This window comes from Actinomadura pelletieri DSM 43383 (assembly GCF_003634705.1).
GTDB lineage: Bacteria > Actinomycetota > Actinomycetes > Streptosporangiales > Streptosporangiaceae > Spirillospora > Spirillospora pelletieri.
In genome coordinates, this window is sequence record NZ_RBWU01000007.1 from 478,600 (window position 1) to 505,532 (window position 26,933).

Here is a 26,933-nt window from a genome sequence, read left to right on the forward strand (position 1 = left end):
GACGGCATTCTTCCTTAATCGGTACAGGCTTCAATCGGTACAGGCTTCGCGGTATCCGCCGGGGGTCACGCCGTAGCAGCGGACGAACCAGCGCGTCAGATGCGACTGGTCGGCGAACCCCGTCACCGCCGCGACGTCCCCGATCGCGTCGCCCCGGGCGAGCAGGCGGCGGGCCGCGCGGAGGCGGAGCTGCCGCTGGTAGTCGCTCGGCGCCATCCCGTGGACCCGCCGGAACCCGCGGTAGAGCGCGTACCGGCTGCACCCGGCCGCCTCGGCCAGCTCGTCCGCGCCGATGTCGTCCAGGTACGCCTCGTCGAGCCGCCGCCGTGCGCGCTCCACCGACCGCCCCACCGACCCCGGCGCCGACACCGTCCGTGGCCGCCGTGTGGCGGCCCGGTCCACCATCGCCCCGACCGTCGCGGTGAGCAGCTCGTCCCGCCGCAGGGCGGGCGCGCCGCCGAGCAGCGCCGCGTGGAGACCGCGCAGGTTCCGCGCCAGGACCGGATCGGCCACGACGGGGGAGTCGAACAGCGGGAGTCCCACCGGACGGTCCGCGATGTCGGCCAGCACATCGGCCACCAGTTCCGGCCCGAGGTGCACGATCCGGTAGGTGAAGCCCAGCTCGTCGGCGGCGTGACCGTCGTGCGGATCGTCGGGGTTGAACGCGATGACCATCCCGGCCGCGCTGGTGTGGGCGTCGCCCCGGCACCGGAACGCCTGGTAGCCGTCCTCGGTGACGCCGAACGAGTACGTCTCGTGACTGTGCCGGTGGTAGACGTGCCGCTCGAAATGCGCGTGCATCGCCTCCATCGGGCGGCTGGACGACCTCCAGTACCTGCTCCAGTCCACGTTCCCAGTGTGGCGCACGACCGTTCAAGACGGGTTCCCCGGACCACGGAACGCTGGACGGCATGCGTTTCGACACCAAGATCGGCATCGTGGTCCGCGACGACTTGGCCGCGTGGCAGCGGCTCAACGTGACCGCGTTCCTCGCCAGTGGCGTCGCGTACGGCGTCCCCGCCCTCGTCGGCGAGCTCTACGAGGACGCGTCCGGCAACGCGTACCTGCCGATGTTCCGGCAGCCCGTCCTCGTCTACGAGGCCGACGCCGCCGCGATCCGCGGCGCCCACGCCCGCGCCCTCGCCCGCGACATGCACATCGCCGTCTACATCGAGGACATGTTCAAGACGGGTCACGACGAGGCCAACCGCGAGACCGTCCGCTCCGTCACCGTCGACGACATGCCCCTCGTCGGCTTCGCCGTCCACGGCCCGAAGAACGGGGTCGACAAGGTCCTCAAGGGGGTGCGCCTGCACCCGTGACCCTGCACCCGTGACCCTGCACCCGTGACCCTGCACCCGTGACCCTGCACCCGTGACCCTGCACCCGTGACCCTGCACCCGTGATTCCGGCCCGCGGCTAGGGCGCCCAGTCGTGCGGTCCGAGCACGTATCCCTTGCTGGTCGAATGCAGGTGGTTGATCGACACCAGGTGCCCGAGGGCGGCCCACAGGTCCTCCTCGGGTCCGCCCACCAGCCGCCCGATCGTGTCGAAGTCCGCCGCCCCGCCCTCCTTGTCGATCTCGGCCACGGTCTCGTACACGGTCAGCTCGAAGTCCGACAGCTCCTGAACGTCCCCACGCCGTGCGTCTCGCTCGTCCATGCCTCAACCCTGCCCACCCCCACACGTTCAACCGACCCCTGGCGGCCCCTTCGGTCGACGGACGGCGAAGGGTACGGGCAGATGGAGCGGTTGCCCACTGGCAAGAACCTGTCTCCGGGGGAACCGTTCGAGGTCGGGTGGGCAGTCGAAGGTTCGGTGACTTCATGTGATGTTGGACACGGGGTGGAACGGTCTCACGCGCCGTAGGGTGATCTTTGTGTCCAGGGACGGAACTCCCCGCAGGAGCGATCCATCGGATCTCCCTCCGTCCGGTTCTGCGCCCACTCCTCGAACATCTGTCTTGTAAACAGAAGGGGAACATGGTGAGGCGTTTACGCACAGGTCTGGTCGGCATCGCCGCGATCGCGGCGCTGCTCGTCCCCGTCCAGGCGGCCGCGGCCGACCCGGGCGGTCGTGAGGCTCCGCCGCGCGGTGGCCCCACGAAGACCTTCTTCAAGCTCGGCCACAGCAAGACCAAGGCATCCGCCGCCGCCCGCCGGGCGGCCGACCACACCGTCACGATCCACGGCATCGACGCCACCGGGACGCCCGTCGCCCCGCTGGGCACCCTGATCGACCCGGAGACCGGCGTGGAGTACCCGCTCACCGAGAGCGGGGACGCGCTCACCGCCGTCGTCCCGGCCGGTACCTACAGCCTGACGAACATCGTGCTCACGGGCTCGGCCTACGACCCCAGCAACCTGGCCCTCTACGGCAACCCGGCGCTGACGGTCGACGACGACGTCGAGTTGACCCTGGACGCCAGGACGGCGACCGAGATCCAGGCGGTCAGCCCCTCCTCGACCGCCACCGAGGTCCACAGCCACGCCCAGATCGTGCAGAAGATCGCCGGTCAGGACATCTCCACGATCGTGAGCGGCAGGTCCGACATCGGCCTGCGCGCCTGGCCGTCCGCGAGCACGACCCGTCCGTACCACTTCGTGTACGCCGAGACGCAGGCCGAGCCGTTGAGCACGCTGCCGACGCCGCGCGTCTACAAGCTGGTGTTCCCGACGGCCGGACAGATCCCGAGCGACCTGACGTTCGAGGCCGCGCCGGCGAGCCTCGCGCTGGTGAACACCACCTACGCCGCACAGGGCGTGCCCTCCACCGAAGCGGGCTTCCACTCCGTCATCGCCGACGTCGAGGACGTCGGCGGTGAGGCGCTGGGGCTCACCCATCCCACCGTCGCGCCCAAGACCCAGCGGGTCTACTACACCGCGAACGGTGTGAAGTGGAGAGGCGCCTCCTTCTACAAGGTGGGCTCCATCCAGGTGGCCGAGGATCAGTCCACGCCGCGTTCGTTCACCGCGGGCGGTACCCATTCGGAAACGTGGAACAAGGCGGCGTTCGGGCCGACGATGAAGGTCGGGCACGGCCAAGGGCAGCTTCTCGCCCGTCCGCTGCTCGCCGACACCGGCCAGCCGGGTCACGAGAACTTCAGCGGCAACTACGGCAACGGCACCACCGGCACGCTCACCCTCTACCGCAACGGGCAGAAGGTCGGCGAGAGCGCCAACCCGATGGCCGGTGACTGGAACGTGCCCGCCGATCCCGCGACCTTCCGGCTCGATCTGGCGGTGAACCGGAATGTCGCCTGGTCGAACTACGCCACGAGCATCAACGCGCGCTGGACCTTCCCGTCCGCCGAGCGGCCCGGTCACCCGCTCGACGATCAGCGTCGCCTGCTCCAGCCCCGGATCAGCGGCGCCTTCGACGGCAACGGGCGGGCGCCGGTCGGCACGACGTTCCCGCTGGACGTGGTCGTCGAACGGCCCGTGGGCGGGAGCGCGGTGACGTTGACCTCGGTGGAGGCGTCCTTCAACGACGGCACCACCTGGAGCACGGTGCCGGTGACCGCGTCCGGCACGGACCGCTGGACCGCCAACATCCTGCACTGGTGGCCGCACAACGGTTACGTGGCCCTGAGGGTCAAGGCGACCGACGGCTCCGGGAACGCCGTGGAGCAGACGGTGATCCGCGCCTACGGCCTGCAGTGACCATCGCCCCCGTGGTCCCGGGAGTTCCGGGACCACGGGGGTCGCGCCGGGGGCGGCGGCCTACGATGGGCGGGACGACCGGCACGGATTCTCGACGTCCGCCCCCCGGCACGAGGAGTTGATCGAGTGAGCTGGTTCCGCTGTGCCGAGCACCGGCCCTGGGCGTCGACGCGGCTGTTCTGCCTGCCGCACGCGGGCGGGTCCGCGGTGTTCTTCCGGTCATGGGCCAAGGAGATCGCCCCGGCCGTCGAGGTGCACGCCGTCCAGTACCCGGGCCGCGCCGACCGGCTGGCGGACCCCTACGTCACCGAGGCGGACCGGCTCGCCCGGCTCGTCGCCGGGGCGATGGCGGCGCTGGACGACCGTCCCGCCGCGCTGTTCGGGCACAGCATGGGCGCCATCGTCGCGTACGAGGTGGCGCGGTCGTTGCAGGAGCGCGGCGCCCCGCCGGTGCGCCTGTTCGTGTCCGGCGCGCGTCCGCCGCACGACCGCGGCGACGACCGCGTGCACGAGCGGGACGACGACGGCCTGGTCGCGGAGATGCTGCGGCTCGGCGGCACCGACGGCGAGGCGCTGCGGGAGCCGGAGCTGCGGGAACTGGTCCTGCCGTACGTGCGCAACGACTTCAAGCTGATCGAGACCTATGTCCACCGGCCCGGGACGCGACTGACGGTGCCCGTCACGGCGATCATCGGGGACGCCGACCCGCATGTGACCGAGGCGCAGGCCGCGGGCTGGGCGGACGTCACCGACGGGGAGTTCGCGTTGACGGTCATGCCCGGGGGCCACTTCTACCTGGCGGAACGGCAGGCGGCCGTCATCGCGGAGATCGTCCGCGCCCTGGACGTCCCGGCCGTCTCCTGACACGCGGCGGGCCGCCTCCGCGGGAGGTCGGTGCGGAGGCGGCCCTACGGACAGCCGACGGTGGGTACTGAAGGATCAGTAGATCTGGACGCCGTACACCTGCATCGCCTCGGTGACGGGCTGGAAGTACGTCGTCCCGCCCGACCGGCAGTTGCCGCTGCCGCCCGAGGTCAGGCCGAGCGCGGTGGACCCGGCGAACAGCGAGCCGCCGCTGTCGCCCGGCTCGGCGCACACGTTGGTGCGGATGAGGCCGCTGACGCTGCCCTCCTGGTAGTTCACCGTCGCGTTGAGCGCGTTGACGCTGCCGTCGTGGAGCTGGGTCGTGCTGCCGCTGCGCTGGACGCGCTGGCCGACGGTGGCGTTACCGGCGGTGGTGATGTCCTGGGTGCCCCGGCCGTAGAGGTGGACGGCGCCCCGGGTGTCCTGCGGGGTGGAGGTGTACTTGACGATGCCGTAGTCGTTGCCGGGGAAGCTGCTGCCGGCGGTGTTGCCGAGCGTCCGGCCGCTGCTGTCGGTCCAGGTGGTGCTGTTCCTGGTGCAGTGCCCGGCGGTGATGAAGTAGTACTCGTTGCCCTTCTTGACGTTGAAGCCGAGCGAGCAGCGGGATCCGCCGGTGCGGATGGCCTCGCCGCCGAGCGTGAACTTCTGGAACTTCCCGGCGACGTGCTCGATGCGGACGGCCGCGCCGTGCTTGGCCACGGCGGCCTTGACCCGCTTCAGCTTCGCGCCGGTGACCGTGCTGTCCACGGAGAGCAGCACCTGGTTGGTGTCGGGGTCGACGGCCCAGGCGGTGCCGGGGATCGTCGCGTCCTGCTTGAGGGTGTCCTCGACCTTCTTCAGGTACGAGCCGCTGCGGGAGACCGTCTCCGGGACGGCGCCCGCGGCCCGCACGGTCTGCGCGGCCTCGGCGTCGGTGACCGTGACGACCAGCCGGCCGCCCTTCAGGTAGGAGCCGGCGGTCCGGCCGCCGAGCTGCTGGGCGAGCCTGGTCGACAGTTCGCCGGGGCCCGCGGGAGCGGCGGCGGCGACGGGAGCGACCGAGCCGGAGGTGGCGGACACGGAGGGAGCGATGGCGAGGGCACCCGCCACCATACCGGCCGACGCCGTGGTGACGCCGACGGCGAGCACACGCCTCTTGGTGATCTTCACTGCACAAGCCTCCACGGGGGGTTGGGTGCGCCCTGCTGGCACACCGGAGGTCCTGCACATGGTGTGGGAACCGTCAATGCAGGCGTAAGACGCAGAAGGTGACCAATTCGGAACAGAGCGATTGTCACCCTGGCGATGGATCCGTGGTCAGACCGCAATGCGACACGGCCATCGGACCCGTGGAACGTGATGGGAAATCGTTCAGTAGATCGTCACGCCCTCCCTCTGGAGCACCTCGTCGACGGGTTGGAAGTACGTCGCCCTCCCGGAGGAATTGCAGTGGCCCACGCCGCCGGATGCCAGACCGATCGCGAGGTCTCCCAGGAAGAGCGGGCCGCCGCTGTCGCCCTCCTTGGAGCAGATGTCGGTGAGGATCAGATCGTGGACGGCGCCCTGCTGGTAGTTGACCGTGAAGCCATAGCCTCTGATTCTTCCGGTCTGAACACCGGAGACCTGGCCCACGTGCGTCACCGTCTGCCCGACCGGGACTCTTCCGGCGCCGACGATGTCCTGGTACCGGTCGCCCACGCGGACGCCGCCCTGGAGGTCATCGGGCGTGGAGGCGTACTTGCTCTTGACGACGCCGTAGTCGTCGCCGGGGAAGCTGAAGGAGGAGGTGGTGCCGAGCAGCTTGGTCAGTTCCGGATCGGCGTACCAGGCGGTGACGCCCTTGGCGCAGTGGCCCGCCGTGAGGAAGAAGTAGTCGGAGCCTCGTTTGACGTTGAAGCCCAGCGTGCAGCGGACGCCTCCGGCGGCGTAGATGGACTCGCCGCCCGCGGTGAGCGGACGGAGCGTCCCGGCGACATGCTCGATGCGGACGGCCGAGCCGTGCTCGGCCACGGCGGCCTTCACCCGCTTCAGTTTCGCGCCGGTGACCGTGGAGTCCAGGACCACGGTGACCCGGCCGGTGGCGGAGTCCACGCCCCAGGCGGTGCCGGGGACGCCGGCGTCGCGCGTGAGCGCGGCCATGATCTTCCCGGGATCGGCGCCGCCGCGCCCGGGAACGGTACTCGCGGGGGCCGCCGCGGCGAGGACGGGTGTCAGCAGGACGGACGTCGCGACGGCGGCGGTGATGCCGTGGATGCGTGGGGGACGGATGTTCATGAGATGCCTCCTGTGGGAGCGGACGCGCCCGGACGGCGCGCCGGAGGTCACCGCACATGCTGAGAGAACACCGAACCCGACGTAAGGGAAAAAGGTGACTAATTGCCCTAATGTGGATTGTCATCCGGCGTGCGCGCCGATCATTTCCGACGGGAACGAGAAGGTCGGTGACGTCATGACGATCGATGAGCCGGTGGTGACGTCACGATGTCGAGGCGGGAGAATGGTCCGGTGACGTTGCTTTTGACCCGTTCGGACCTGGAGATGTTGCTGGACCCGGCGGGCTGTCTGGACGCGCTGCGCCGCGGCTTCACCTCCGCGGAGGACGAGGTCGCCGCGCGGCGGGTGATCGGGCGACTGCCCGGCCAGGGGACCGCGACCGCGTTGCTGCCCGGCCTGGTCCGGGGCGTTCCCGCCTACACGGTCAAGGTCAACGCCAAGTTCCCGGGCAGCAGGCCCGCGCTGCGCGGCGTCGTCTGCCTGCACGACCTCGGTACCGGGGAGTTGCTGGCGCAGCTGGACTCGGCCACCGTGACCGCCTGGCGCACCGGGCTCGCCGCCGCGCTCGGCACCCACGCGCTGGCCCGTCCGGACGCGCACACGGTCGCGATCGTCGGCGCGGGGGCACAGGCGGAGCTGGTGATGCGGGGCCTGCCGGAGTTGCGGGAGGTGCGCGGCCTCACCGTCTGCGATCTGGACGCCGGTCGCGCCGCCCGCTTCGCCGAGCGGCACGGGAGCCGGCTCGGCATCCCGGCCGACGTCGAGCCCGACCCGCGCGCCGCCGTCGCGGACGCCGGGATCGTCGTCATGGCGACCTGGGCGCGCCGTCCCATCCTGCACGCCGGGGACGTGCCGCGCGGCACGCACATCACCTCCCTCGGCGCCGACGAGCCCGGCAAGGCCGAACTGGGCGCCGATCTGCTGGAGGGCGCCCGGGTCGTCGTCGACGACGTGGCCCTCGCCGTCGAGATGGGCGTGCTGGCCGAGGCGGGCCTGGACGTCAAGCACGCCGCAGGGACGCTCCGCGACCTGATGTGCGGCCAGGTGCCGGGACGGGTGCGGAACGGTGAGGTCACCGTGTACGCGCCGGTCGGTCTGCCCTGGCAGGACCTCGCGGTGAGCTGGGTCGCCTACCGGACGGCCCGCGCGTCCGGCGCCGGAACCGAGTTCGATTTCTTGGCATGAGTACAGGTAAGGGGCATTTCGCGGGATAAGGGCATCCGAATTGTCGGTTTGTTTCGGTCTTTACAATGACGCCATGCATAGTGTTGACTCCGGGCGGTAGATCCTCCGCCTGACCCAGCCGTTCAAGTGGCCCTTGGAAGCTCGTTGTCGTGCCGCCCCGATCGGGTGCCCCTTCCCGGTCCCGCCTTAGCCCCGAGGCCGGAACGCGGTTCGGTAATGGCGTCCCCGCGCGCCGCGGTGGGCGGCAGCGCCACGGTTCACGCCAGGAGACGAAAATGATTCGGATTCTTCTCGCCGAGGGGGCACCTCTCCTCCGTGGCGGGCTCGCCGCCCTGTTCGACGGAATGAAAGACCTCGACGTCGTCGCCGCGATCGGCTCCGGTGAACAGATGCTGCGGACCGCGCGCAGCCAGCGTCCCGATGTCGCGTTGATCGATGTCGGGCTGCCCGGAATGGATGGCTTCGCCGCGGCGCGCAAGTTGCGCGAGGCCGTGCCCGAATGCAGCACGGTCCTCATGGCGGGCCGATGTCGCAACGGCGACCTGCGGCGCGCGGTGGCGGCCCGTGCCTCCGGGTTCGTGTTGAAGGACACCTCGCCCGGCGACCTCGTCGACGCGATCCGGCGGGCCGCGAACGGCGCGCGGGTCATCGACCCCGATGTCGCGTTCCAGGAACTGTCCTCGGCGAAGAGCCCGCTCACCGAACGGGAGTCGGAGGTCCTGTCGCTCGCCTCACGGGGCGCTTCGGCGGCCCAGATCGCCGAGGACCTCTTCCTCACGATCGGCACCGTCCGCAACCATCTGTCCCGCATCAACCGCAAGATCGGGGCGCAGAACCGCATCCAGGCCATCCGGATCGCCGAGGAGGCGGGCTGGCTCTGAACCCGTCCCCCAGTGCCCGATGAGGTCGCGGTAGAGCGGTGACACCGCGGGCAGGTCCGCGTGCCGTCCGACCTGCGCGCGGGTCCCGTCCAGGACCAGGACGCGCTTCGCCCGCGCCGCCGAGCTGATCCGGTGCGCGATGACGATCAGCGTGCCGGGGCGCCGCGCGAACGCCTCCTCCGCCCGTGCCTCGGCCGCCGCGTCCAGCCGGTACGCGGCCTCGTCCAGGACGACGATCCGCTGCGGCGCCAGATAGGCCCGGCACAGCGCGATGAGCTGCCGGTCCGCCTCCGCCAGGTCCGCCGGGACGATCTCCGCGTCGTATCCGCCGAGGTCCCGGACGAGCCGCGCCAACCCCACCGCGTCCACCGCCCGCTCCACCCGCTCCGGCGCGGTGTCCGGCGCGTAGTAGGTCAGGTTGTCGCGCAGGGAGCCGGAGAACACGTACGCCTCCTGCGGGATGAGCACCCGCAGGTCGGGGGAGCCGGGCGGCAGGCCGTCCACCAGCACCTCGCCCTCGGCGGGTTCCACCAGGCCCGCGATGAGGGCCGCCAGGGTCGACTTCCCGATGCCGCTGGGGCCCACTACTGCGAGGTGGTCGCCGCGCGGGACGACGAGGTCCAGGTTCTCGATCACCGGCCGCGCGCCCCGCCCGTAGGCGAACGAGACCCCGCGCAGCTCGACGGCCGGGGCGTCCGGGACGGGCCGCGCCGTCTTCGGCCGCACGGGCGGCGCGGGCGCGCTCGTCTCCAGGATGCGGCCCAGCGTCACCACCAGGCGCAGCCCGCTGCCGCCCATGCCGTGCACCAGCGTCCGCAGCGCGGGCTGCACCCCGTGCAGGACGTAGGTCACCGCGCCGATCAGCGTTCCCGGCGTGGCGCCACGCCGTGTCAGCCACGGCGCGGCCGCGAGGACGAGCAGCAGTGGCAGCCATCCGCCGACGGCGAGCGCCACGGCCCGCAACGCCGCGAACCGCGCCACCGCGCGACCGGCCGCCGCCTGCGCCTCGACCGCGGCGCCGAACCCGGCGCGCACCGTGGGCTCGCCGCCGCACGCGACGACGTCCCGCAGCCCCTCGGTCAGCGCCGTGGTCCGCTCGGCGATGTCCTCCTCGCCGACGACCAGGTCCCGCTGCCGGACGGCCGCCGCGCCGAACACCGCGCCGAACAGCAACAGCCCGAGCAGCAGCGGCGGCGCCACCAGCAGCGCCACCTCCGGCATCAGGGCGAACAGGCCGAGCAACGCCGCGCCGGTGGAGAACAGGAAACCGCGCACGACGACGAGCAGCCCGCCGAACGTGTCCCGGACGATCTCCACTTGGTGGGTGATCCGGGCGACCGCGCCCATGTCGGGCCTGCCGCGCATCGACCGGCGCAGCGCCCCGTCCGTGACCCGCCGGACGAGGTCGTCGCGGAACGGCTCCACGATCGCGGCCAGCGCGGGATACAGCCGGCGGGCGCCGAACGCTCCCGCGGCCGCGGCGACGGTGAGGATCCCGAGCCAGACGGCCGCGTCGACCGTCCGTCCGGTGCGGAACGCGTCGGTCGCCTCGGCGACGGCGCGTCCGAACAGCGCGGTCGGCACCGCCTCGACCAGCGACCACGCGGCGGCCCGCGCGACGGCGCGCGGTCGGGCCCGGACCGCGTCTCCGACCGTCCGGCGCAGCACCGCCGCGGCGTCGCGTCTGCTTCTCACGCCGCGCTCCGGAACAGCGCGCGGTAGTCGGGGTCGTTCCAGAGCGTCGCGTGCGGGGCGAGCGCGCGGACGCGGCCGTCCTCCAGCCAGGCGACGAGGTCGGCGCGGGCGGCCGTGGACGCCCGGAGCGTGACGATCAGGCGGGTGCGTCCGGCGAGCCGGTTCAGCAGCGCGTCGGTGATCTGGAGTTCGGTGACGGTGTCGAGGCTGGAGGTCGCGTCGTCCAGAACGAGGATGCGCCCGGCGTGCGCGAACGCCCGCGCGAGCCCCATGCGCTGCAACTCCCCGCCCGACATCGGCGCGTCGGGGAGCGGGGTGGCGTAGCCGTCCGGGAGACGGCGGATGAAGTCGTCGGCGCGGGCCGCGCGCGCCGACTCGCGCAGCGACGCGTCGGACGGCCGGGCCGGACCGAACGCGAGCGCGTCGAGGACGGTGTCGCCGAACAGTGCGGGCCGCGCGAAGGCGTACCCGATCTCGCGGCGCAGCGCCGTCCGGGTGAGGCGGGGGAGCGGCGTCCCGTCCAGCAGAACCTCGCCGCGGTCCGGGTCGGTGAGGCGCCCGGCGAGCGCGGCGAGCTCCGAGGCGCCGGTACGTCCGGTGACGGCGACGGCGAGACCGCCGGGGACGGCCAGATCCAGCCCGTCCAACGCGCCCCCGGCGGCGCTGACCCCGCGGAACTCCAGGTGGCCGGGGCCGGACGGGACGGACTCCGCGCCGTAGACGGGCGAGGGAAGCGCCAGGACCTCGACGGCGCGCGCGGCCCCGGCGCGGGCGCGACCGAGGCGCAGCAGCTGCGTGAGGACGGGCCCGAACCCGGCGGCGAGCCCCGCGTACTGGACGGTCGCGACCAGCTCACCGGGGGTGATCCGGCCGGCGGCCAACTCCACCCCCGCGACCGCCACGACCGCGATCTGCAGGAGCAGCAGCGCCAGCAGCCCGCGCGCCGTGATGCCGCCCTGGACGCGCCACATCCGCTCGCCCTCGCCGCGCAGTTCCGGCAGCGGCTCCAGCACCCGGACGGTCTCGCGATCCGCGGTGCCGGCCGCGGCGATCGTCCGGCATCCGGCGAGGGCCTCGGCGAGGCGTCCCGCGATCGTGCCCTGGATGGTGAGATAGCGGTGCACGGTAGCGCTGATGTCGCGGACGAACGCGCGCATCAGCAACGCGATCGCCGGCAGCGCCACGGCGATCGCCGCGGCGACCCGCCAGTCGATGAGGACCAGCGCGACCAGCGCCCCCGCGGCCGGCAGCACTCCGACGGCGGCCTCCGGCGCGGCGGCGGGCGCCACCCCGGCCTCGGCGGCGCCGCCGACGACACGGCCCGCGACGTCACCCGGCGGGACCCGCAGTGCCGGGCCGACCGCGAGGACGTGCCGGACCAGCGTGTGCCGCAGCCATGCCGTCGCCCGCGCCGAGGCGCAGCCGGTCGCGAGCTCCGACAGCACCTCCGCCACGGCGGACGCCACGACGAGCGCGACGCACGGCCACACCGCCGCGGCGGCCGGGGCGCCGCCCGGCGGGACCGCGTCGATCGCGCGGGCCAGCGCGTAGGGCAGCAGCACCGCCGCGACCGCGTCCGCCAGCGCGGCGGCCGCCACGAGGACGGTCCAGCCGCGGGCGCTCCCGGCGGCCCGCAGCAGCAGCCGGTTCGCGCCGGCCGTGACAGGTTGGGTGGTCATCGGTTCTCCAGAACGACGACGGCCATGGCTCCGAGCCCCCGGAGCCATGGCCGCCCACCATCGTTACAGGCAGAGAGTCTGACTGTTCGAGCTGTGGCCGCACAGCACGCTGAGGCTGCTGTTGTGACCGCCGCCGTTCTCGCTGGTCATCCCCTGAAGGTCGAGAAGCGCCATGTTCTTCACCTCCTTTCGGGCTGGATAGAGGTGGCCGCCGTGAGGGTTCCCACGGGGAGCTCATCGGGTCCGGCGGAGCCTGTCGTCCGCAGGAAGGGAAGCGTGGGGGCCGGATCGTGCAGGGCCGCGCCCAGCGCGAGGAGCACACCGGCCGTGCCGGTCGCCAGGTCCATCGACAGCCGGTACATGTGCTCGCCCGGGAACGCCAGCCCGCCGGCGTACGGCAGGGCGTGCCACGCCAGGTCGCGGACGTGTCCCGCCACCCGGTCGCCGGCACGGTCGTGGCGGGACAGGTAGAGCAGCATTCCGGCGCGTCCGGTGAACAGGCTCGGCTGCGCGTAGTACCGGGACATCGCGGCGACCCGGATCGCCCGCCGCGCCGCCTCGAACTCCTCGTCCGGATTCAGCGCGAGGTATTCGTCCAGGACGAGGCCGATGCCGACGCTGCCGCGCCCGAGGTAGGGGAACATCCGGACGTCCTGCTGGACGTGCAGGGCGCCGTTGTGGTCGGTGACGCAGGCGGCGAGGTCGCGGCGCAGCGCGTCCGCGGCGAGGTCGAGCAGCTCCGGATCCCCGGTGCGCTCGTGGAACCGGACGAACATCAGCGCGGCTCCGGCGCCGCCGTGCAACAGACCGGGCCGGGGCGTCGGACCGTCGGGCCGCCTCCCCGCCACGATCTCGACGGCACGGCGCGCCGCGTCGAGCAGGGACGTCTCACCGGTCGCGTCGGCGAGGTCGGCCAGGGCCAGCGCGGCGCCGGGCAGCCCGCCGTGGAGGTCGTCGCCGAGCCGTTCCCACCGCTCGTTCAGGCAGTGGTCCGCGGCGGTGAGCGCCTCGTCCGCGCGGCCGAAGCGGGCCAGGACGTGCGCCGCCCCGAGCAGCCCGTCGTACAGGCCGAGGCCCGTGCCGCGTTTCGGGTCGGCGACCCGCGCGGCCAGCCAGTCCTCGTGGTCGGGGAAGCGTCCCGCGCCCGTCTCGTGCAGTGCGTACAGGACTCCGGCGGCGCCGTGCGCCAGGCCGAGCGACGCCTCGCCGAACTGCTCGGGGTCGCCGGGGAACAGGCGGTCGGTCCGGTCGGGTGTGGCGCTCGCGAGGATCGCCCGCGCCAGGTCGTCCCTGGTGCGTTCCCAGCCGCGCGCGTCCGGGACGAACACGGGCGCGGACGTCGGCGGCACACCTCGCGTGATCTCCCGTACCGCCTCGTCGAGGAACTCCCGCGGCACCGGGAAGTTGTCGGCGATCAGGTCCGCCAGCTGCGGTGCCTTGGCCCGGTCGACGATGAACAGGATGGTCAGCGGGGCGAACAGCGCGAGCCGCAGGCACGCGAGGCTGTAGTCGTCGACCTCGGTGCCGCGCCGGTCGGGCGGGGCGAGGAACGCCGGGTTGGCGAGGGTCTGCCGGCCGCGGTCGGACGCGGGCGCCGCCGTCTCGAAGTCGATCAGCGCGGCGGAGTCGTCCGGACGGACCATGATGTTGAACATGTGCAGGTCGTTGAAGACCATTCCGCGTTCGTGAATCGCGGCGACCACCCGTTCGACGCCCGCGTACACGCGCAGCGCCCATTCCGTGTACGCGGCGTTCTTTTCCGCGTCCCGGTGAGGGTCGAGCATCGGATGCCGTTCGGCGAAGAACGTGTTGAGGGTGCGTCCCTCGATGAACTCCTGAACCAGGAAATGGTGCTCGCCGAGCGTGAACCAGTCGAGCGCGGCGGGAACACCGTCGATTCCGTCGAGCGCGCGCAGCACGTCTCGTTCCCGTTCGATGCGCGTCACCGCGTCCGCGCCGTCTGCGGCCAGACCCGCGTGGGGGCGTCCTTCTTTCAGCACGACCTTCCGCCCGGAACGGGTGTCGGTCGCCTCATAGACACCGCCGCCGTTGGAGAAATGCAGGGCCTTGGTGATCTGGTACGGCAGGTCCGTCGTCGTCGTGGCGCCGCGGGCCTGGAAATGGGATTCCAGACAGGCCGGGAGGGTCACCCAGTCGGGGACGGTGAAGACGGGCTCACGCCGGTCCGGCACCAGTTCCCCGGCGCCGTTCTCCAGCGCGGGAACGAGCTTGCCCTGCTCGTCCAGACATCGGCGCTCGGCGAAGCCGCCGTACCTGACGTGCAGCGGACCGGCGCCGATGCGCAGGTCGCTGAGGATGTAGGGGCCGGGCAGGCCGTCCACGACCGCGCCGAGCTCGTCCAGCACCCGCTCCAGCTCACGCTCGTCCGCCGGGTAGATCGTGACGAGCTTGCCGCTGGCGCCGCGCGGCGCGTACTTGGCGTTGCGCATCCGCAGCGTGGCGGGGCCGCGCAGGTGCTTGAACTCGATACCGTTGCCGACGCAGTAGTCCCATGTTCCGGCCAGAATCTTGGCGGCGCTTTCCGCGCATCCGGAGACATGTACTTTCCAACCCTGGGGCGGGGTGCGGCGTTCCGGCGGGTCGTAGATGACCCATTCGTCACCGAAAACCTGCGTCCAACCCTCCGGAAGATCACGCTGAGTGATTTCGAAGTCGGTGTGGCGGGTGACGGGCGGCGCGTCGTAGAAATGCTGATCGGCGAGGCAGTAAAGCTCGTATCCCTTGTCCACCTCGGGGATTCCCTTCTGCGAGTGCCGATCAACTTCTGCTGATTAAGAGAATGGCAGCTCGCCGGGAAATCGACCAGTGCAGGACATAATGAATGACCCGTGAAGATCTACCGTATGCCGCACGCGCCCGTCACCGGACCGGCATTTCCCCTGGAAAATCGTGGTGCGGACGGGGTTATTCGAGGCCCTCGCGGTGCGCCACGGCCGCCGCCTGGGTGCGGCTCGCGACGTTCAGCTTCGCGAGGATGTTGGAGACGTGGACGCTCGCCGTCTTCGGGGAGATGAACAGCCTCGCCGCGATCTCCCGGTTGCCGAGCCCGTCCGCGACCAGCTTCAGGACCTCCCGCTCCCGCACGGTCAGGGAGCCGAGCGTGCCGGACGGCCCGGACCGTCGCGCGCCGCCCCCGCCCCCGTGACCGAGCCGGGCCCGGCCGCCGAGGTCGCGCAGCGCGGCCAGCAGTGGTTCGGCGCCGAGCGCCGTGGCGCGTTGGACGGCCGCCCGCCACTCCGTCGCGGCCGCGTCCCGGTCGCCGCTCTCGACGAGCGCCTCGACCAGCCGCCACCGGGACCGCGCCACCTCGTACACGAACCCGCCGTCGGCGTCGCCGTAGGTGAACAGGTCGGTGGCCTTCCGCCACAGCTCCACGTCGTGGACGCCGGCCACGCGGCGCCGTTCGGCCTCCGCGCGGGCCAGCCAGGCGTGACCCTCGAGACCGAGCCAGGCGCGGGGCCGTCCGTCGGTGTGGACGGCGGCGACCGTCCGGGCCAGGCGCAGCAGACCGTCGGCCGCCTCGCCCGCCGCGCGCACGGCGGCGTGGTCACCGGTCGCCCGGGCCCGCGCCGCGAGTTCGGCATGGGCCCACAGGCCCGTCGCGGAGAGGCGGAGCGCGCCCTCGGCCTCGCCGTAGGGCGTGGCGAGGACGTTCTCGACATGCGCGACCGCGCCGCGCGGATCGCCCCGCCACAGGGCGTGCTCGGCGGCGAGACCCCGCGCGAGGTAGTTGAGGTACAGGTCCTGCCCCCACAGCGGCTCGATCCACCGCAGCCGCTCACCGGCGCCGGGTGAGCCCTGTGCCACCTCGACGAACAGCGCGTACGCGGAGATCTGCGCCTCGGCGGGCCGGACGACCCGCACGGGGAACTCCTCGGCGAGCCGGTTCGCCCCGGCCCAGTCCCCGACCGTGTAGTGCACCAGGTACTGCAGGGACCGCAGGATGATGCCGTAGGTGTGCCACCGGAGCCCGTTGTCCAGGACGAACCGCACGCCCTCGTCGGCGGCCCGCGCCGCGCCCGCGAGGTCGCCGCGGTCGAACTTCGCGCGGGCGTGGTGGAACCTGACGCGGACCGCCTGCGAGCTGTCGCCCGCCACGTCGGCGAGTTCCTTGGCCTGCGCGAACAGCTCCGGCACCCGCGGGTCGGCCTCCCGGGACTCCCGGTACAGCCCGAGCGTGACCAGCAGCGCGGCCTCGGCGGCGGTGGCCCCGGCGGCGCGGGCCTCCGCGACGCCCTTCTCCGCGAACTCCGGCATCTCCTCGTCGTCGTCCCGGTAGAGCAGCGACCGGGCGTAGGTGGCGAGGGCCCCGGCGCGTTCGACGGTCGGGGGGCCGTCCGCCAGCATCGCCACCGCCTCCCGCGCGGTCGCCTGCGACTCCTCCATCTCGTCGATGTCGTTCAGGTACGTCGCCAGATGATCGCGGATCTCGGCGCCGAGCAGCCGGTCCGCCGGGTCGGCCAGGCCGACCAGCCGCCGGAGCCGGTGCACGGCGTGCCGCAGTTCCCCGCCCCGCGCCGCCTCCTTCGCGGCGGTGAGCGACAGCCGCACCCGGTCGGTGCCCGCGGCGGTCTCGGCCTCCGGGACGGCGTCCCACAGTTCCAGTGCCCGCTCGTAGTGCTCGAACGCCTCGGCGGGCGCGCCGAGCCGGGCCGCCTCGCGTCCCGCCCGGACGGACGCGGCGAACGCGACGGGCAGGTCGTGCGCGGCGAGGCTGTGGTGGGCGAGTTCGGCGGCGGCGCCGCGCGTCCCGTCCGGGAGGGCGGCGAGCATCCGGGCGTAGTCGGCGTGCAGCCGGGTCCGCTCGCCGGGCAGCAGGTCGGCGTAGACGGCCTCGCGCAGCAACGCGTGCCGGAACGTGTACCCGGTCCCGGACGGGACGAGCAGCTGGTGCGACACGACCTCGCGCAGCGCCTCACCGGCCGCCGCCTCGTCCAGCCCCGACAGCCGGCGGATCGGTTCGTCGTCGATCCGGCGGCCGGCGACCGCCGCGACCCGCACGACCCGCTGCCCGGCGTCCGACAGCCGCTCCATCCGCGACAGCAGCAGGTCCGCGAGTCCGGCGGGCAGTTCCGTGGCCTCGGGCGGGCAAGGGGCGTCGAGCCCCGCGGAGTACAGTTCGGCGGCGTAGAACGGGTTGCCCTCGGAACGCCGGTGCACCAGCTCGACGGCCTCCGCGGTGACCGGCGCGGACCCGTGGGACAGCTCCGCGAGGTAGGCGGCGGTCTCGCCGGGCCCGAACGGGGAGACCATGACGCCGGTCACGTTCGGCAGCCGGAGCAGTTCCGCCACCACGGGCCGCAGCGGATGCCGCCGGTGCAGGTCGTCGGACCGGTACGTGCCGACGAGGCAGACGCGTTCGCGTTGCAGCACGCGGCAGAGGAACGTCAGCAGGTGCCGGGTGGACCGGTCCGCCCAGTGAAGGTCCTCCAGGACGAGCAGGACGGGCCGTTCCCGCCCGAGTTCCCCGAGCAGACCGAGCACCGCCCCGAACAGCTGCTGCTGCCCGAGTTCGGCGGCGCCCGGGTCGGCGTCGCCGTCGGGGAGGAGCCGTCCCAGCACGGGCCGTGCGTCGAGCACCGCGCGGACCGCGTCCGCCTCGGGGGAGCCGCCGTGCGCGGCCGACCACAGCGCGTCGGCGAGCGGCAGGTAGGGCACGCTCTCGCCCAGCTCCGCGCACTGCCCGACGAGGACGGCGCAACCGTCGTCGCGTGCGGCGCGCACCAGCGCGTTCACCAGATGCGTCTTGCCGACGCCCGCGTCGCCGCTGACGAGCACGGCCCCGGCGTGGCCCGCGGACGCACGCGCGAGCGCGGCGGTCAGCTCCGCGAACTCGGCGGCCCTGCCGATCAGCACCAACGGCCCCCTTCGTTCATCCCGCCCAGTATCCCACCCGGTGGACTTCGCGGGGCGGACATGAACGGGCCCCGGATCCGGGGAGGGATCCGGGGCCCGCGAGGGCGGCGCTTCTCAGCCGGCCAGGGCGGGGGTTCGGCCGGTTTCGTGCTCCGCCTCGTCCAGTTCGGCGACCAGGTCGACGTCCGGCTCCGGCTCGACCTCCTCGGCGGGCAGCACCCGCTGGTAGGCGCGGAGCGTCTCGGCGGCGGTCCGCTCCAGCGAGTACCGGGAGCGGGCGCGGTCGGCGGCGGCGATCGAGTAGCCGTGCAGTGTGGTCTCCTCGTTGAGCAGGTGCCGGATCATGCGTCCGATCACGACGGGACGTCCCGCGGGGACGTGCACGCCGGTGATGTGGTCGAGCACCTCGTCGGCGTTGCCGCCCGCCGGGGTCGCGACGACGGGGACGCCGCAGGCCATCGCCTCCAGCGGCGCCGCCGGGCACGGCTGGTGCGGGGACAGGCACAGCGCGAGGCTCGCCGTGCGCAGCAGCTTCGGCAGCGACTTGCGGGGCAGCCGCCCGAGGAAGATCACCCGATCGTTGACGTGCAGTTCCTTGGCGAGCAGCACGAGCCGGTGCACGACCGGATCGTTCTCCAGGTCCTCGCGGGCGGGACCGCCCGCGACGGTCAGCTCGGCGTTCGGGACGTGCACCAGGGCGCGCAGCGCGGTCGCGACGTCCCCGGCCTCCAGGTCGCCGCACACCATCACCAGACGGCGCCGGTCGCCGCGCGGCATCGCCGGTCCGACCTGCGTGAACAGGTCACCGTCAACGCCATAGGGGACGACGCGGATCCGGGGGCGCGGCACGCCCGTCCGGACGAGCGCGTTCGCCTCCTCGACATGCCCGGCGAGGACGATGTCGGCGTCCCGCGCGATGGCCTTCTCCAGCCGGTCGCGGTGCGGGTGGACGGGGAGCCCGGCGCGCCGCTCGGTGGCGGCCACGCCGTGGTAGCTCTGGGCGAAGGGGATGCCGAGTTCGCGGGCGACGGCGCAGGCGGCGATCCCGCCGATCCAACCGTGCGCGTGGACGATGTCGGGGCGACCGGCCCCGCTCCAGCGGCGGCGCAGACCGTCGGCGAACTCGCGGAGGTGCTTCAGCAGCTCGTCGTCGGGAAGGGGGCGGGCGGGCCCGGCGTCGAGATGGACCAGTGCGGCGCCCGGCGCCAGCCGGGTCCGGGCACGCGCGGCCTTGTTCTGGCGCCGGGCGTACACCGTGACCTGGTTCGGCTCACCTTCCGCGGAGAGCGGACGGGTCAGCGAGCGGGCGAGGTCGCGTACGTGGACCGAGTGGAGGTGCTCGCCGTCAAGGTCGGAGGCGGACACGAGTGCGATGTTCAACGGGCGGTGCATACGGATCCTCCGGGGCAACACAGGGGAAGCACGGAGGTATCTGCGTCGTAGACACCTGCTCGATCAGACTCTTATCCGGCCACACCTACCGTCAAACCTCGCGAATCGGATCTCCTGCCCCGCGCGGCCCGCCGATCCGCCTCCGACCAGCGAGGACACCGGACGAGATCCCTGACCGATCAGGAGACGACGGGGAGGGTGATCGCGGACGGATGGGCGGGGGAGTGGAAGATCTCCTGGTCCGCGGTGAGCATCTCGGTGGCGGCGCCGATGGGCGCGCCGGTGCCGGGGTTGCGGGCCACGCGGGGGTAGGCGCCGCTGGCCACCTGCACGCGGACACGATGCCCGCGGCGGAAGCGGTGACCGGCGGGCCACAGTTCGACGGCGATCCGCCGGACGCCGTCCGGCCCCGGTTCCGGTGAGCCGGGGACGAGCCGGCGCATGCCCTCGCACAGGTTCATCGACGCGCCGTCGGGGGTGACGTCGCACAGCCGGACGACGAAGTCGGTGTGCTCGCGGTTCGAACGGATGTGCAGGTCGGCGGTGACCGGGCCGATGATCTCCAGATCCTCGTCGAGGACGTCGGAGGTGTAGGTCAGCACGTCCCTGCGACGTTCCAGGCGCCGCTGGTCGGTGGACGGGTGCGTCTCGCCGAGCAGGGTCGGCCCGCCGAGGAACGGCGTCGGGTGGTTCGGGTCGTACCGGTAGGTGTCGGGCCGGTGGGTGTCGGGCCGGTGGGCGTCGGAATCGGACTCGGAATCGGACTCGGGCGGCGCCTCGGGGGACAGGGCGCCGTCCTCGCGCAGGTGCCAGCGCTCCTCCCGCATCCCGGGGACGGGCCAGTCGGGGAACTCCCGCCACTCCTCCGCGCCGGTGACGTACAGCCGGACGGGCTGTTCCCGCAGCTGGGACGGGTCGTCCAGCAGGTGGGCGCGGAACCAGGCGATCGACTCGCCGATCGAGCCCCGCATCATCCGCTGGTCGGCGTGGAACCACGGCCCGATCGTCAGGTAGGGGCGGCGGCCGGCGGCGCGGAGCGCGGCGTAGTCCTTGATCTGCCAGGGCAGGAAGATGTCGTACCAGCCGCCCGTCATGTTCACCGGCGCCGTGACCTGGGAGACGGTCGGGCTGAAGTCGCGTTTGTCCCAGAACGGGGTATCGGGGCCGTTGATGAGGAGGTCCTGGAAGAAACGCTGCTGCGCGCCGGTCGCGAGCCGGTCGAGTTCGGCGAGGGGACGCCCGGACAGGGTGGCGCGGCGGGCGCGGCGCGGCGACAGCACCGCGGTCGTGATGCCGGACAGGGAGTTCTTCATCCGCGCGGTCATGTCGACCCAGATGAGGGCCGACTCCAGCGCGAACGCCCCGCCGACGTTCACCGCGTCACGGAACGTGGACGCGGTGACCTGCATCGACAGCGCCCGCAGCGCGGGCCCGGCCTCGGCGGCGACGGCCCACTGCACATAGCCGAGGTAGCTCGGGCCGTGCATGGCGAACGTTCCACCGAACCACGGCTGTGACCGAAGCCACTCGACGGTGGCGAGGCCGTCCTCGCGCTCGTCCAGCGCCTCGAACACCCCGCCGGACCCGAAACCGCCGCGGACGCTCTGCACCACGACCTGGAACCCGTGCGACGCGAAGCCCTGCCCGCACATCAGCCCGAACGGCCCGCGCCGCCCGTAGGGGGAGCGGACGAGCACCGTCGGCGCCCGCTCGACGCCCTCGGGGGCGTAGTGGTCGGCCAGCAGGGTGACGCCGTCCCCCGCGGGGACCTCCAGGTCCCGTTCGACCGTGACGCGGTGGGGGCCGTTCCGCAGTCCCAGCGCCGTGACCCCGAGCCGGCGCATCATTCCCACGCCTACCACCTGATCGATCGTAACCGTCCCCCTGTCTCCCCCCGGTCCCCGGTGTCCCGGATGTGCGTCGCGCGCTCCGGGCCTTCACTACGATCGAGGACGCACAACATGGCAAATCGGGACGGGACGGGGCAGGCCGCGGGCCGTCCCGAGGGAAGGGGAGACGCGCGCGTCATGGGTGACCTGAGCTGGGAGCGGATCATCGCCGCCGCGGTCGTGCTGGCGGTGGCCCTGGCGATCGCGGTCGTCCTGCGGCTGCTGACCGGACGGTTGGCGAAGCGGGCGGACGGCACCCGGTGGGACTGGGACGACATGGCCGCCCGGCTGGTCAAGGACCTGGCCGTCCCCGTCTCGGTGATCCTCGGCCTGTGGACCGCGGCGAAGGTGCTGGACCTGCCGCGCGGCACGCTGGACGTGACCGCCAACGTGCTCACCGCCGTGACGATCTTCGTGGTGTCGGTGGCGCTGGCCCGGCTGATCGCGAGTTCGGTCAGCGCCTTCGCGATGAGCAAGCAGGGCGTGGCCGCCAATGTCACGATCTTCGCCAACATCGCCAAGGTCGTGGTGATCGGCGTCGGTCTGCTGATCATGCTGCAGAGCCTCGGGGTCTCGATCTCGCCGCTGCTCGGCGCCCTGGGCGTCGGCGGTCTCGCGGTCGCGCTCGCCCTCCAGGACACCCTGGCGAACCTGTTCGCGGGCGTGCACGTCCTGGCGTCCAAGACCATCGAGCCCGGCGACTACATCAAGCTGGCCACGGGCCAGGAGGGGTACGTCGTCGACATCAACTGGCGCAACACCTCCATCCGGACGCTGTCGGACAACATCGAGGTCATCCCGAACCAGCGGTTCTCCGACACGATCCTCACCAACTACCACCGTCCCGCGCAGGACATGTCGATCCTGGTCTACGCGAAGGTGGCCTACGAGGTCGACCTGGACCGGGTGGAGGAACTCCTCGTCGAGGTCGGTCAGGACGTGATGAAGGACGTGCAGGGCGGCGTCGAGGACGCGAGCGTCCTGGTCCGGTTCGACGACTTCAACGACGCGACCGTCGGCTTCCACGTCATCCTGCGGTCGACGGAGTTCGGCGACCAGTTCCTCATCAAGCACGAGTTCCTGAAGCGGCTGCACCGGACGCTGCGCGAGGAGGGCATCGCGCCGCCCTACTGGCACCACCGCGTCGTCGTCGACGCGCCCGCCCGCGAGGACGAGCTAGCCCTCTGACTCCGCGTCGAACCAGGCGAGGAACTCGGTGCCGCCGAACATCCGCGCCGTGTCGACGGCGGACGGCGACCCGGCCCTGGGGTCGGCGCCCGCGTCCAGGAGCGCCCGCACCACGTCCGGTTCCCGTTGGAGCACCGCGCCCGGGAGGGGCCGCAGCCCCTCGTCGTTCGGACGTTCGGGGTCGGCGCCGCGCGCCGCGAGCGCCCGCACGGTGTCGGCGTGGCCGTGAGACGCGGCGAGCATGAGCAGCGTGTCGCCGCCGTCGTCGGACAGATTCGGCGGCACCCCCGCCTCGACGTACTCGACGAGTTCCGCCGTCCGCCCGGCGCGCGCCATCTCGAACAGCCGGTCCGCGAACTCGTCCATCGCCGGGTCGGCCGCGGCCACGAAGGGGGCCGCGTGGTCCGCGGTGAGCCGCACGCCGAGGCTGTCCGCCCCGTACCGCAGCCGCTTCTCCAGGGCGACGAGCGCGCCGGCCTCGGGAAGGGAGCGGAAGCGCACGTCGTCCGCCAACGCCTTCATGATCAACAGCCCGCGGCCCCGCTCCTCCCGTGGCCCGGGGTCGGGCACGCCCGTGGGGTCGAACCCGCGGCCCGAGTCGATCACCTTGATCAGGCAGCGGCGATCCTGGATCGTGGCGCGCACCGTGTAGCCGACGCCCCGCTCGGCGTGCCGGATCACGTTGGTGCACGCCTCGGTCAGCATCACCTCGATGTCACCGCGAATCTGGTCGTCCACCCCGAGGGCGGTCAGCGCCGCGTCCAGCAGCCTCCGTGTCGCCGGGACACTGGCCGCGTCCCGGGGTAGCAGGAGGTCGAGGCTGATCTCCACGTCCACTCCGTCCTTCACCGTCCTGTTCTTCGTGCCCCACCGGTCACCCTCAAACATGGACGGTCCGGCCGTCGCGGGGGAGTTCAGCCGCCGCCGTCGGAGCGGTCCTGGTCGAGCGCCCGGCGGACCGCCGGGGCCGCGGGGCCCGTCCGCGCCGTCAACTCCGCGATCCGCCGCCGGTAGCGCCGCCGGTCCGCGCCCGGCAGGACGGTCTTCAGCTCGCCCGCCGCGGCCAGCGCGACCGCGGCGGCGTCGAAGCTGTTCACATGGGCCACCGGACGTCCCCGCAGCGCGGAGGACGCCCCGCCCCACAGCGTCTTCACCACCCGGGGATCCTTCACCGTGATCTCGTGCCGCGGGAACACCCCGAGGACCGTGCGCCTGCGCACCCGGATCCAGCCGTCGTGGACGAGTTCGTCGCGGACCGTCCGCACGATCGCCCTGCTGTCCTTGCGCACCCAGTGCTTCCACGTCCGGGGGCGCGGGGACGCGGCGATCTGCGCCAGCACCCCGTACGGGTCGTCGCCGGGCGTCCCCGGGACGGGCCCGCGCCGCCCCTCGCCGAGGCGGCCGTCGAGGTACAGCTCGGTCAGGGCGGCCGCGCGCAGCACGTAGCCGAGCTGCGCGCCGCCCTTGGTCATCTTCTGCTTGTTCGTGTCGTAGGCCAGCAGGAACATCCGCGCCGGCAGCGTTTCCGGAACCCGGATCATGACTCGTCCTCGCCTCCGCGGACCGGCGGGTCGTTCTCGTCCCCCGCGTCGTTCTGGTTCTCGGTGTCGTCCCGGTTCTCGGGGTCGTCCCGGTCGCCGTCGTCGGACTTGCGGGGACGGCCCCGTCCCCGCATCCGGCCCGCCGACGCGGGCATGCGGCCCGCGTCGGCGAGCGCCCGCCGCAGCAGGAACTCGATCTGCGCGTTGGTGCTGCGCAGCTCGTCCCCGGCCCACCGTGCCAGCGCGTCGTGCACCGCCGGGTCGAGCCGCAGCAGGATCTTCTTGCGCTCAGCCACGGGTAAGGGGCTCACTGGTAGAGGCTGCCGGTGTTGACCACCGGCTGGGCGTCGCGGTCGGCGCACAGCACGACCAGCAGGTTGCTGACCATCGCCGCCTTGCGTTCCTCGTCCAGTTCGACCACGTTCTCCTCGTCCAGCCGTTCCAGCGCGAGCTGCACCATGCCGACCGCGCCCTCGACGATCCGCTGCCGCGCCGCCACCACCGCGCCCGCCTGCTGGCGCCGCAGCATCGCCTGCGCGATCTCCGGCGCGTACGCCAGCCGGGTGATCCGTGACTCGATGATGTCGACGCCCGCGGACGCCACCCGCTGAGCCAGCTCCTCCGACAGCTGCGCGGTGATCTCGTCGGCGTTGTCGCGCAGCGAGGTCCGGTCGTGCGCGTCGTAGGGGAAGCTGCCCGCGATGTGCCGGACGGCCGCCTCCGTCTGGAACGCCACGAACTCGACGAAGTCGTCGACCTCGAACACCGCCCGCGCGGTGTCGGCGACCTGCCACACCACCACGGCCGAGATCTCGATCGGGTTCCCGTCCAGATCGTTGACCTTGGCGAGGCCCGTCTCGTGGTTGCGGATCCGGGTCGACACCCGCCGCCGCTCGGTCAGCGGGTTCACCCAGCGGAGCCCGTCGGTGCGGACCGTGCCGGAGTAGCGTCCGAGCAGTTGCAGGACCCGGGCCTCGCCGGGCGCCACGGGGGTCAGTCCGGCCGCGATGACCAGCCCGACGAGCGTGAGCAGCGTGCCCGCGACGATTCCCGCCGCGATCGCGGCGGCGCCGCCCGTCGCGATCCCCGCGACCACGGCCACGGCGGCCAGCAGGATCAGCAGCAGCGCCAGCCCGAGCATCGCCCAGCCGCCGCGGTCGGTCGCCGCCCGCTCCTCGATCTTCGGTCGTGGCATCTCGACCTGCGTCGTCGCGTCCGCCATCCCGTCCCCTTCCTCGTTGTGATCTATCACCAATCTAGCAAAGTGATATCACTTTTCCTAGGGTAGGGGTGTGCCGACCGGTTCGCGCTCCTCGGCGTCCGGGATCACCTTCGGCACGCGGCGCAGCGTGACCAGCGCGAACACCGCGACCAGGGCGGCGAACCCGGCGCTGCACAGGAGCGCGGCGTGCATGCCGTCCACGAACGCGTCCCGGGCCGCCGCACCGACCTCGGCGGCGAGCGCGGGCGGAAGCTCCACGGCCGCGCGCAGGGCCGCGCCGAGGGAGTCGCGGGCGGCGGACGCGGCGGGCGCGGGCACACCCGCCGGCAGGTCGAGCACGTCGCGGTACACCGCGTTCAGGACGCTGCCGAGGACCGCCATACCGAGCGCGCCGCCCAGTTCGGTGGCGGTCTCCGAGATCGCCGACGCCGCCCCGGACCTGCCCTTCGGCACGGACGCGAGCACGGTGTCGCCGGTGACCGTGAGGCCCATGCCCATGCCGACGCCCGACAGCAGCATCATGGGGACCATCGCCCAGTACGAGGTGTCCGTCCCGACGGTCAGGAAGAGCCCGAACCCGCAGGCGGCGAGCAGCAGCCCGGCGGCGACGACGCGGGCCCGGCCGAGCAGGGCGATCAGCGGCGCGGCGAGCAGCGCCCCGCCGACCATGGCGCCCGCCGCGCCCGGCAGCCCGGCCAGGCCCGCCCGCAGCGGCGACCAGCCGAGCGCCAACTGGAAGTACAACGAGAAGATCAGCGACTGCGCGACCAGGGCGAACATCGCGAACATGGTGGTGACGACCGAACCGGCGAACGCGGCACGGCGGAACAGCCGGACGTCGATCAGCGGCTCGTCCAGCCGCGTCTGCCGGACCAGCAACGCCGCCAGCGCCACCACGCCCACCGCCGCCGAGACGGGGATCCGGGCCTCGTCGAGACCGTGCGCGGCGGCCTCCTTGATCGCGTACACCAGGCCGAGGACGCCGACGACCGACAACGGCACGCTGAGCAGGTCGAGCCGTCCGGGCACCGGGGCGCGCGACTCGCGCAGCACGACCGCGCCCGCGACCGACGCCAGCGCCATGATCGGCACGTTGATCAGGAAGACGGAGCCCCACCAGAAACGGTCGAGCAGCGCGCCGCCGAGGACGGGTCCGAGCCCGACCCCGAGGCCGACGACGCCCATGAACGCGCCGACCGCCATCGTCCGTTCCCTCGGCTCGGTGAACGCGCGGCGGATCAACGACAGGCACGACGGCATCAGCGTCGCGCCCGCGACGCCCAACACGGCGCGGGCCGCGATGAGCAGTTCGGCGCTCGGCGCGTAGGCGGTCACGGCGGACGCGGCGGCGAACAGCGCGGTCCCGACCAGCAGCAGCCTCTTGTGCCCGATCCGGTCGCCGACGCCGCCCATCGTGATCAGCAGCGCGGCGAGCGCGAAGCCGTAGGCGTCCGCGATCCACAGCAGCTGGGTGGACGAGGGGCGCAGGTCGGCGCTGAGATGCGGGACGGCCTGGTTGAGCGCGGTGAGATCGATGTTCGGCACGAGCGCGACCAGCAGGCAGATCGCGAACGTGCCCCACTTGTGTGCGGGGGTGTCCATGCC

The 26,933-nt window shown here is 72.7% G+C and carries 21 protein-coding genes and 1 pseudogene; 6 read left to right on the forward strand and 16 right to left on the reverse strand.

Features of this window, described 5'->3' with window-relative positions; all coding sequences use genetic code 11:
* Positions 1-30: 30 nt before the first annotated feature.
* Positions 31-849 carry an AraC family transcriptional regulator gene (locus BZB76_RS30385; protein ID WP_246007311.1) on the reverse strand — a complete coding sequence of 273 codons (819 nt, stop codon included), beginning with the start codon at positions 847-849 and terminating at the stop codon, positions 31-33.
* A 62-nt stretch (positions 850-911) separates the two neighbouring features.
* Between BZB76_RS30385 and BZB76_RS30390 the strand changes: the two genes are divergently transcribed.
* On the forward strand, positions 912-1,322 hold the full coding sequence (locus BZB76_RS30390) for a DUF2000 domain-containing protein (protein ID WP_121437851.1): 411 nt from the start codon (positions 912-914) through the stop codon (positions 1,320-1,322).
* 97 nt (positions 1,323-1,419) lie between these two features.
* On the opposite strand, the gene BZB76_RS30395 is transcribed toward BZB76_RS30390, so the two are convergent.
* Positions 1,420-1,662, reverse strand: coding sequence for a hypothetical protein (locus BZB76_RS30395; protein ID WP_121437852.1), 243 nt, complete (start codon positions 1,660-1,662; stop codon positions 1,420-1,422).
* Between the two features lie 320 nt (positions 1,663-1,982).
* Here BZB76_RS30395 and BZB76_RS30400 point away from each other — a divergent pair, with 320 nt between their 5' ends.
* Positions 1,983-3,662 carry a hypothetical protein gene (locus BZB76_RS30400; protein WP_121437853.1) on the forward strand — a complete coding sequence of 560 codons (1,680 nt, stop codon included), beginning with the start codon at positions 1,983-1,985 and terminating at the stop codon, positions 3,660-3,662.
* Between the two features lie 126 nt (positions 3,663-3,788).
* A complete protein-coding gene (locus tag BZB76_RS30405) occupies positions 3,789-4,526 on the forward strand; it encodes a thioesterase II family protein (protein ID WP_121437854.1) in 738 nt (245 codons plus the stop codon).
* Between the two features lie 75 nt (positions 4,527-4,601).
* Here BZB76_RS30405 and BZB76_RS30410 read toward each other — a convergent pair whose 3' ends face one another.
* Positions 4,602-5,675, reverse strand: coding sequence for a S1 family peptidase (locus tag BZB76_RS30410; RefSeq protein ID WP_246007312.1), 1,074 nt, complete (start codon positions 5,673-5,675; stop codon positions 4,602-4,604).
* Between the two features lie 201 nt (positions 5,676-5,876).
* A complete protein-coding gene (locus BZB76_RS30415) occupies positions 5,877-6,779 on the reverse strand; it encodes a S1 family peptidase (RefSeq protein ID WP_121437856.1) in 903 nt (300 codons plus the stop codon).
* 231 nt (positions 6,780-7,010) lie between these two features.
* Between BZB76_RS30415 and BZB76_RS30420 the strand changes: the two genes are divergently transcribed.
* Together BZB76_RS30420 and BZB76_RS30425 are read left to right on the forward strand one after the other, a co-directional pair.
* On the forward strand, positions 7,011-7,964 hold the full coding sequence (locus BZB76_RS30420) for an ornithine cyclodeaminase family protein (protein ID WP_121437857.1): 954 nt from the start codon (positions 7,011-7,013) through the stop codon (positions 7,962-7,964).
* Between the two features lie 275 nt (positions 7,965-8,239).
* On the forward strand, positions 8,240-8,845 hold the full coding sequence (locus tag BZB76_RS30425; protein WP_121437858.1) for a response regulator transcription factor: 606 nt from the start codon (positions 8,240-8,242) through the stop codon (positions 8,843-8,845).
* A gap of 228 nt (positions 8,846-9,073) precedes the next feature.
* Here the strand turns inward: BZB76_RS30425 and BZB76_RS36860 are convergent.
* The 7 genes and pseudogenes from BZB76_RS36860 to BZB76_RS30460 all read right to left on the reverse strand — a co-directional run.
* A pseudogene (locus tag BZB76_RS36860) lies at positions 9,074-10,210 on the reverse strand (ATP-binding cassette domain-containing protein); the annotation flags it as partial.
* Positions 10,211-10,536: 326 nt separating this feature from the next.
* A complete protein-coding gene (locus BZB76_RS30435) occupies positions 10,537-12,219 on the reverse strand; it encodes an ATP-binding cassette domain-containing protein (protein ID WP_121437859.1) in 1,683 nt (560 codons plus the stop codon).
* A 63-nt stretch (positions 12,220-12,282) separates the two neighbouring features.
* Complete coding sequence (locus tag BZB76_RS30440; protein ID WP_121437984.1) at positions 12,283-12,393, reverse strand: SapB/AmfS family lanthipeptide; 111 nt, start codon at positions 12,391-12,393, stop codon at positions 12,283-12,285.
* A gap of 5 nt (positions 12,394-12,398) precedes the next feature.
* The gene (gene lanKC / locus BZB76_RS30445) at positions 12,399-14,969 is read right to left on the reverse strand and encodes a class III lanthionine synthetase LanKC (protein WP_121437860.1); all 2,571 of its coding nucleotides are present in this window, start codon (positions 14,967-14,969) and stop codon (positions 12,399-12,401) included.
* A gap of 175 nt (positions 14,970-15,144) precedes the next feature.
* A complete protein-coding gene (locus BZB76_RS36490; protein WP_281273929.1) occupies positions 15,145-18,096 on the reverse strand; it encodes a helix-turn-helix transcriptional regulator in 2,952 nt (983 codons plus the stop codon).
* A 114-nt stretch (positions 18,097-18,210) separates the two neighbouring features.
* Complete coding sequence (locus tag BZB76_RS30455; protein ID WP_246007314.1) at positions 18,211-19,476, reverse strand: glycosyltransferase; 1,266 nt, start codon at positions 19,474-19,476, stop codon at positions 18,211-18,213.
* A 191-nt stretch (positions 19,477-19,667) separates the two neighbouring features.
* Entirely contained in the window at positions 19,668-21,335 is a 1,668-nt protein-coding gene (locus BZB76_RS30460; protein ID WP_121437863.1) for a CocE/NonD family hydrolase, read from the reverse strand.
* A 114-nt stretch (positions 21,336-21,449) separates the two neighbouring features.
* Between BZB76_RS30460 and BZB76_RS30465 the strand changes: the two genes are divergently transcribed.
* A complete protein-coding gene (locus BZB76_RS30465) occupies positions 21,450-22,565 on the forward strand; it encodes a mechanosensitive ion channel family protein (protein WP_246007315.1) in 1,116 nt (371 codons plus the stop codon).
* Here BZB76_RS30465 and BZB76_RS36560 read toward each other — a convergent pair.
* From BZB76_RS36560 to BZB76_RS30495, 5 genes are read right to left on the reverse strand one after another with little or no spacing between them, the layout of a single operon-like run.
* Positions 22,554-23,453, reverse strand: a complete 900-nt coding sequence (locus BZB76_RS36560; protein ID WP_337959781.1) for an ATP-binding protein — start codon at positions 23,451-23,453, stop codon at positions 22,554-22,556. The two genes, BZB76_RS30465 and BZB76_RS36560, sit on opposite strands and share 12 nt — an antisense overlap.
* A gap of 26 nt (positions 23,454-23,479) precedes the next feature.
* Positions 23,480-24,106, reverse strand: a complete 627-nt coding sequence (locus BZB76_RS30480) for a GOLPH3/VPS74 family protein (protein ID WP_121437864.1) — start codon at positions 24,104-24,106, stop codon at positions 23,480-23,482.
* Positions 24,103-24,402, reverse strand: coding sequence for a type II toxin-antitoxin system antitoxin (locus tag BZB76_RS35430; protein ID WP_211343256.1), 300 nt, complete (start codon positions 24,400-24,402; stop codon positions 24,103-24,105). Before BZB76_RS35430 ends, BZB76_RS30480 begins: the two co-directional genes overlap by 4 nt.
* An 11-nt stretch (positions 24,403-24,413) precedes the next feature.
* The gene (locus BZB76_RS30490; protein ID WP_121437865.1) at positions 24,414-25,328 is read right to left on the reverse strand and encodes an SPFH domain-containing protein; all 915 of its coding nucleotides are present in this window, start codon (positions 25,326-25,328) and stop codon (positions 24,414-24,416) included.
* Positions 25,329-25,385: 57 nt separating this feature from the next.
* The gene (locus BZB76_RS30495) at positions 25,386-26,930 is read right to left on the reverse strand and encodes an MFS transporter (RefSeq protein ID WP_121437866.1); all 1,545 of its coding nucleotides are present in this window, start codon (positions 26,928-26,930) and stop codon (positions 25,386-25,388) included.
* Positions 26,931-26,933: the final 3 nt, after the last annotated feature.

Coding starts and splice junctions, on each gene's coding strand:
- BZB76_RS30390 (WP_121437851.1), top strand. CDS start 912: ATGCGTTTCGACACCAAGATCGGCATCGTGGTCCGCGACGACTTGGCC.
- BZB76_RS30395 (WP_121437852.1), bottom strand. CDS start 1,662: ATGGACGAGCGAGACGCACGGCGTGGGGACGTTCAGGAGCTGTCGGAC.
- BZB76_RS30400 (WP_121437853.1), top strand. CDS start 1,983: ATGGTGAGGCGTTTACGCACAGGTCTGGTCGGCATCGCCGCGATCGCG.
- BZB76_RS30415 (WP_121437856.1), bottom strand. CDS start 6,779: ATGAACATCCGTCCCCCACGCATCCACGGCATCACCGCCGCCGTCGCG.
- BZB76_RS30425 (WP_121437858.1), top strand. CDS start 8,240: ATGATTCGGATTCTTCTCGCCGAGGGGGCACCTCTCCTCCGTGGCGGG.
- BZB76_RS30435 (WP_121437859.1), bottom strand. CDS start 12,219: ATGACCACCCAACCTGTCACGGCCGGCGCGAACCGGCTGCTGCTGCGG.
- BZB76_RS30440 (WP_121437984.1), bottom strand. CDS start 12,393: ATGGCGCTTCTCGACCTTCAGGGGATGACCAGCGAGAACGGCGGCGGT.
- BZB76_RS30460 (WP_121437863.1), bottom strand. CDS start 21,335: ATGATGCGCCGGCTCGGGGTCACGGCGCTGGGACTGCGGAACGGCCCC.
- BZB76_RS30465 (WP_246007315.1), top strand. CDS start 21,450: ATGGCAAATCGGGACGGGACGGGGCAGGCCGCGGGCCGTCCCGAGGGA.
- BZB76_RS36560 (WP_337959781.1), bottom strand. CDS start 23,453: ATGTTTGAGGGTGACCGGTGGGGCACGAAGAACAGGACGGTGAAGGAC.
- BZB76_RS30480 (WP_121437864.1), bottom strand. CDS start 24,106: ATGATCCGGGTTCCGGAAACGCTGCCGGCGCGGATGTTCCTGCTGGCC.
- BZB76_RS30490 (WP_121437865.1), bottom strand. CDS start 25,328: ATGGCGGACGCGACGACGCAGGTCGAGATGCCACGACCGAAGATCGAG.
- BZB76_RS30495 (WP_121437866.1), bottom strand. CDS start 26,930: ATGGACACCCCCGCACACAAGTGGGGCACGTTCGCGATCTGCCTGCTG.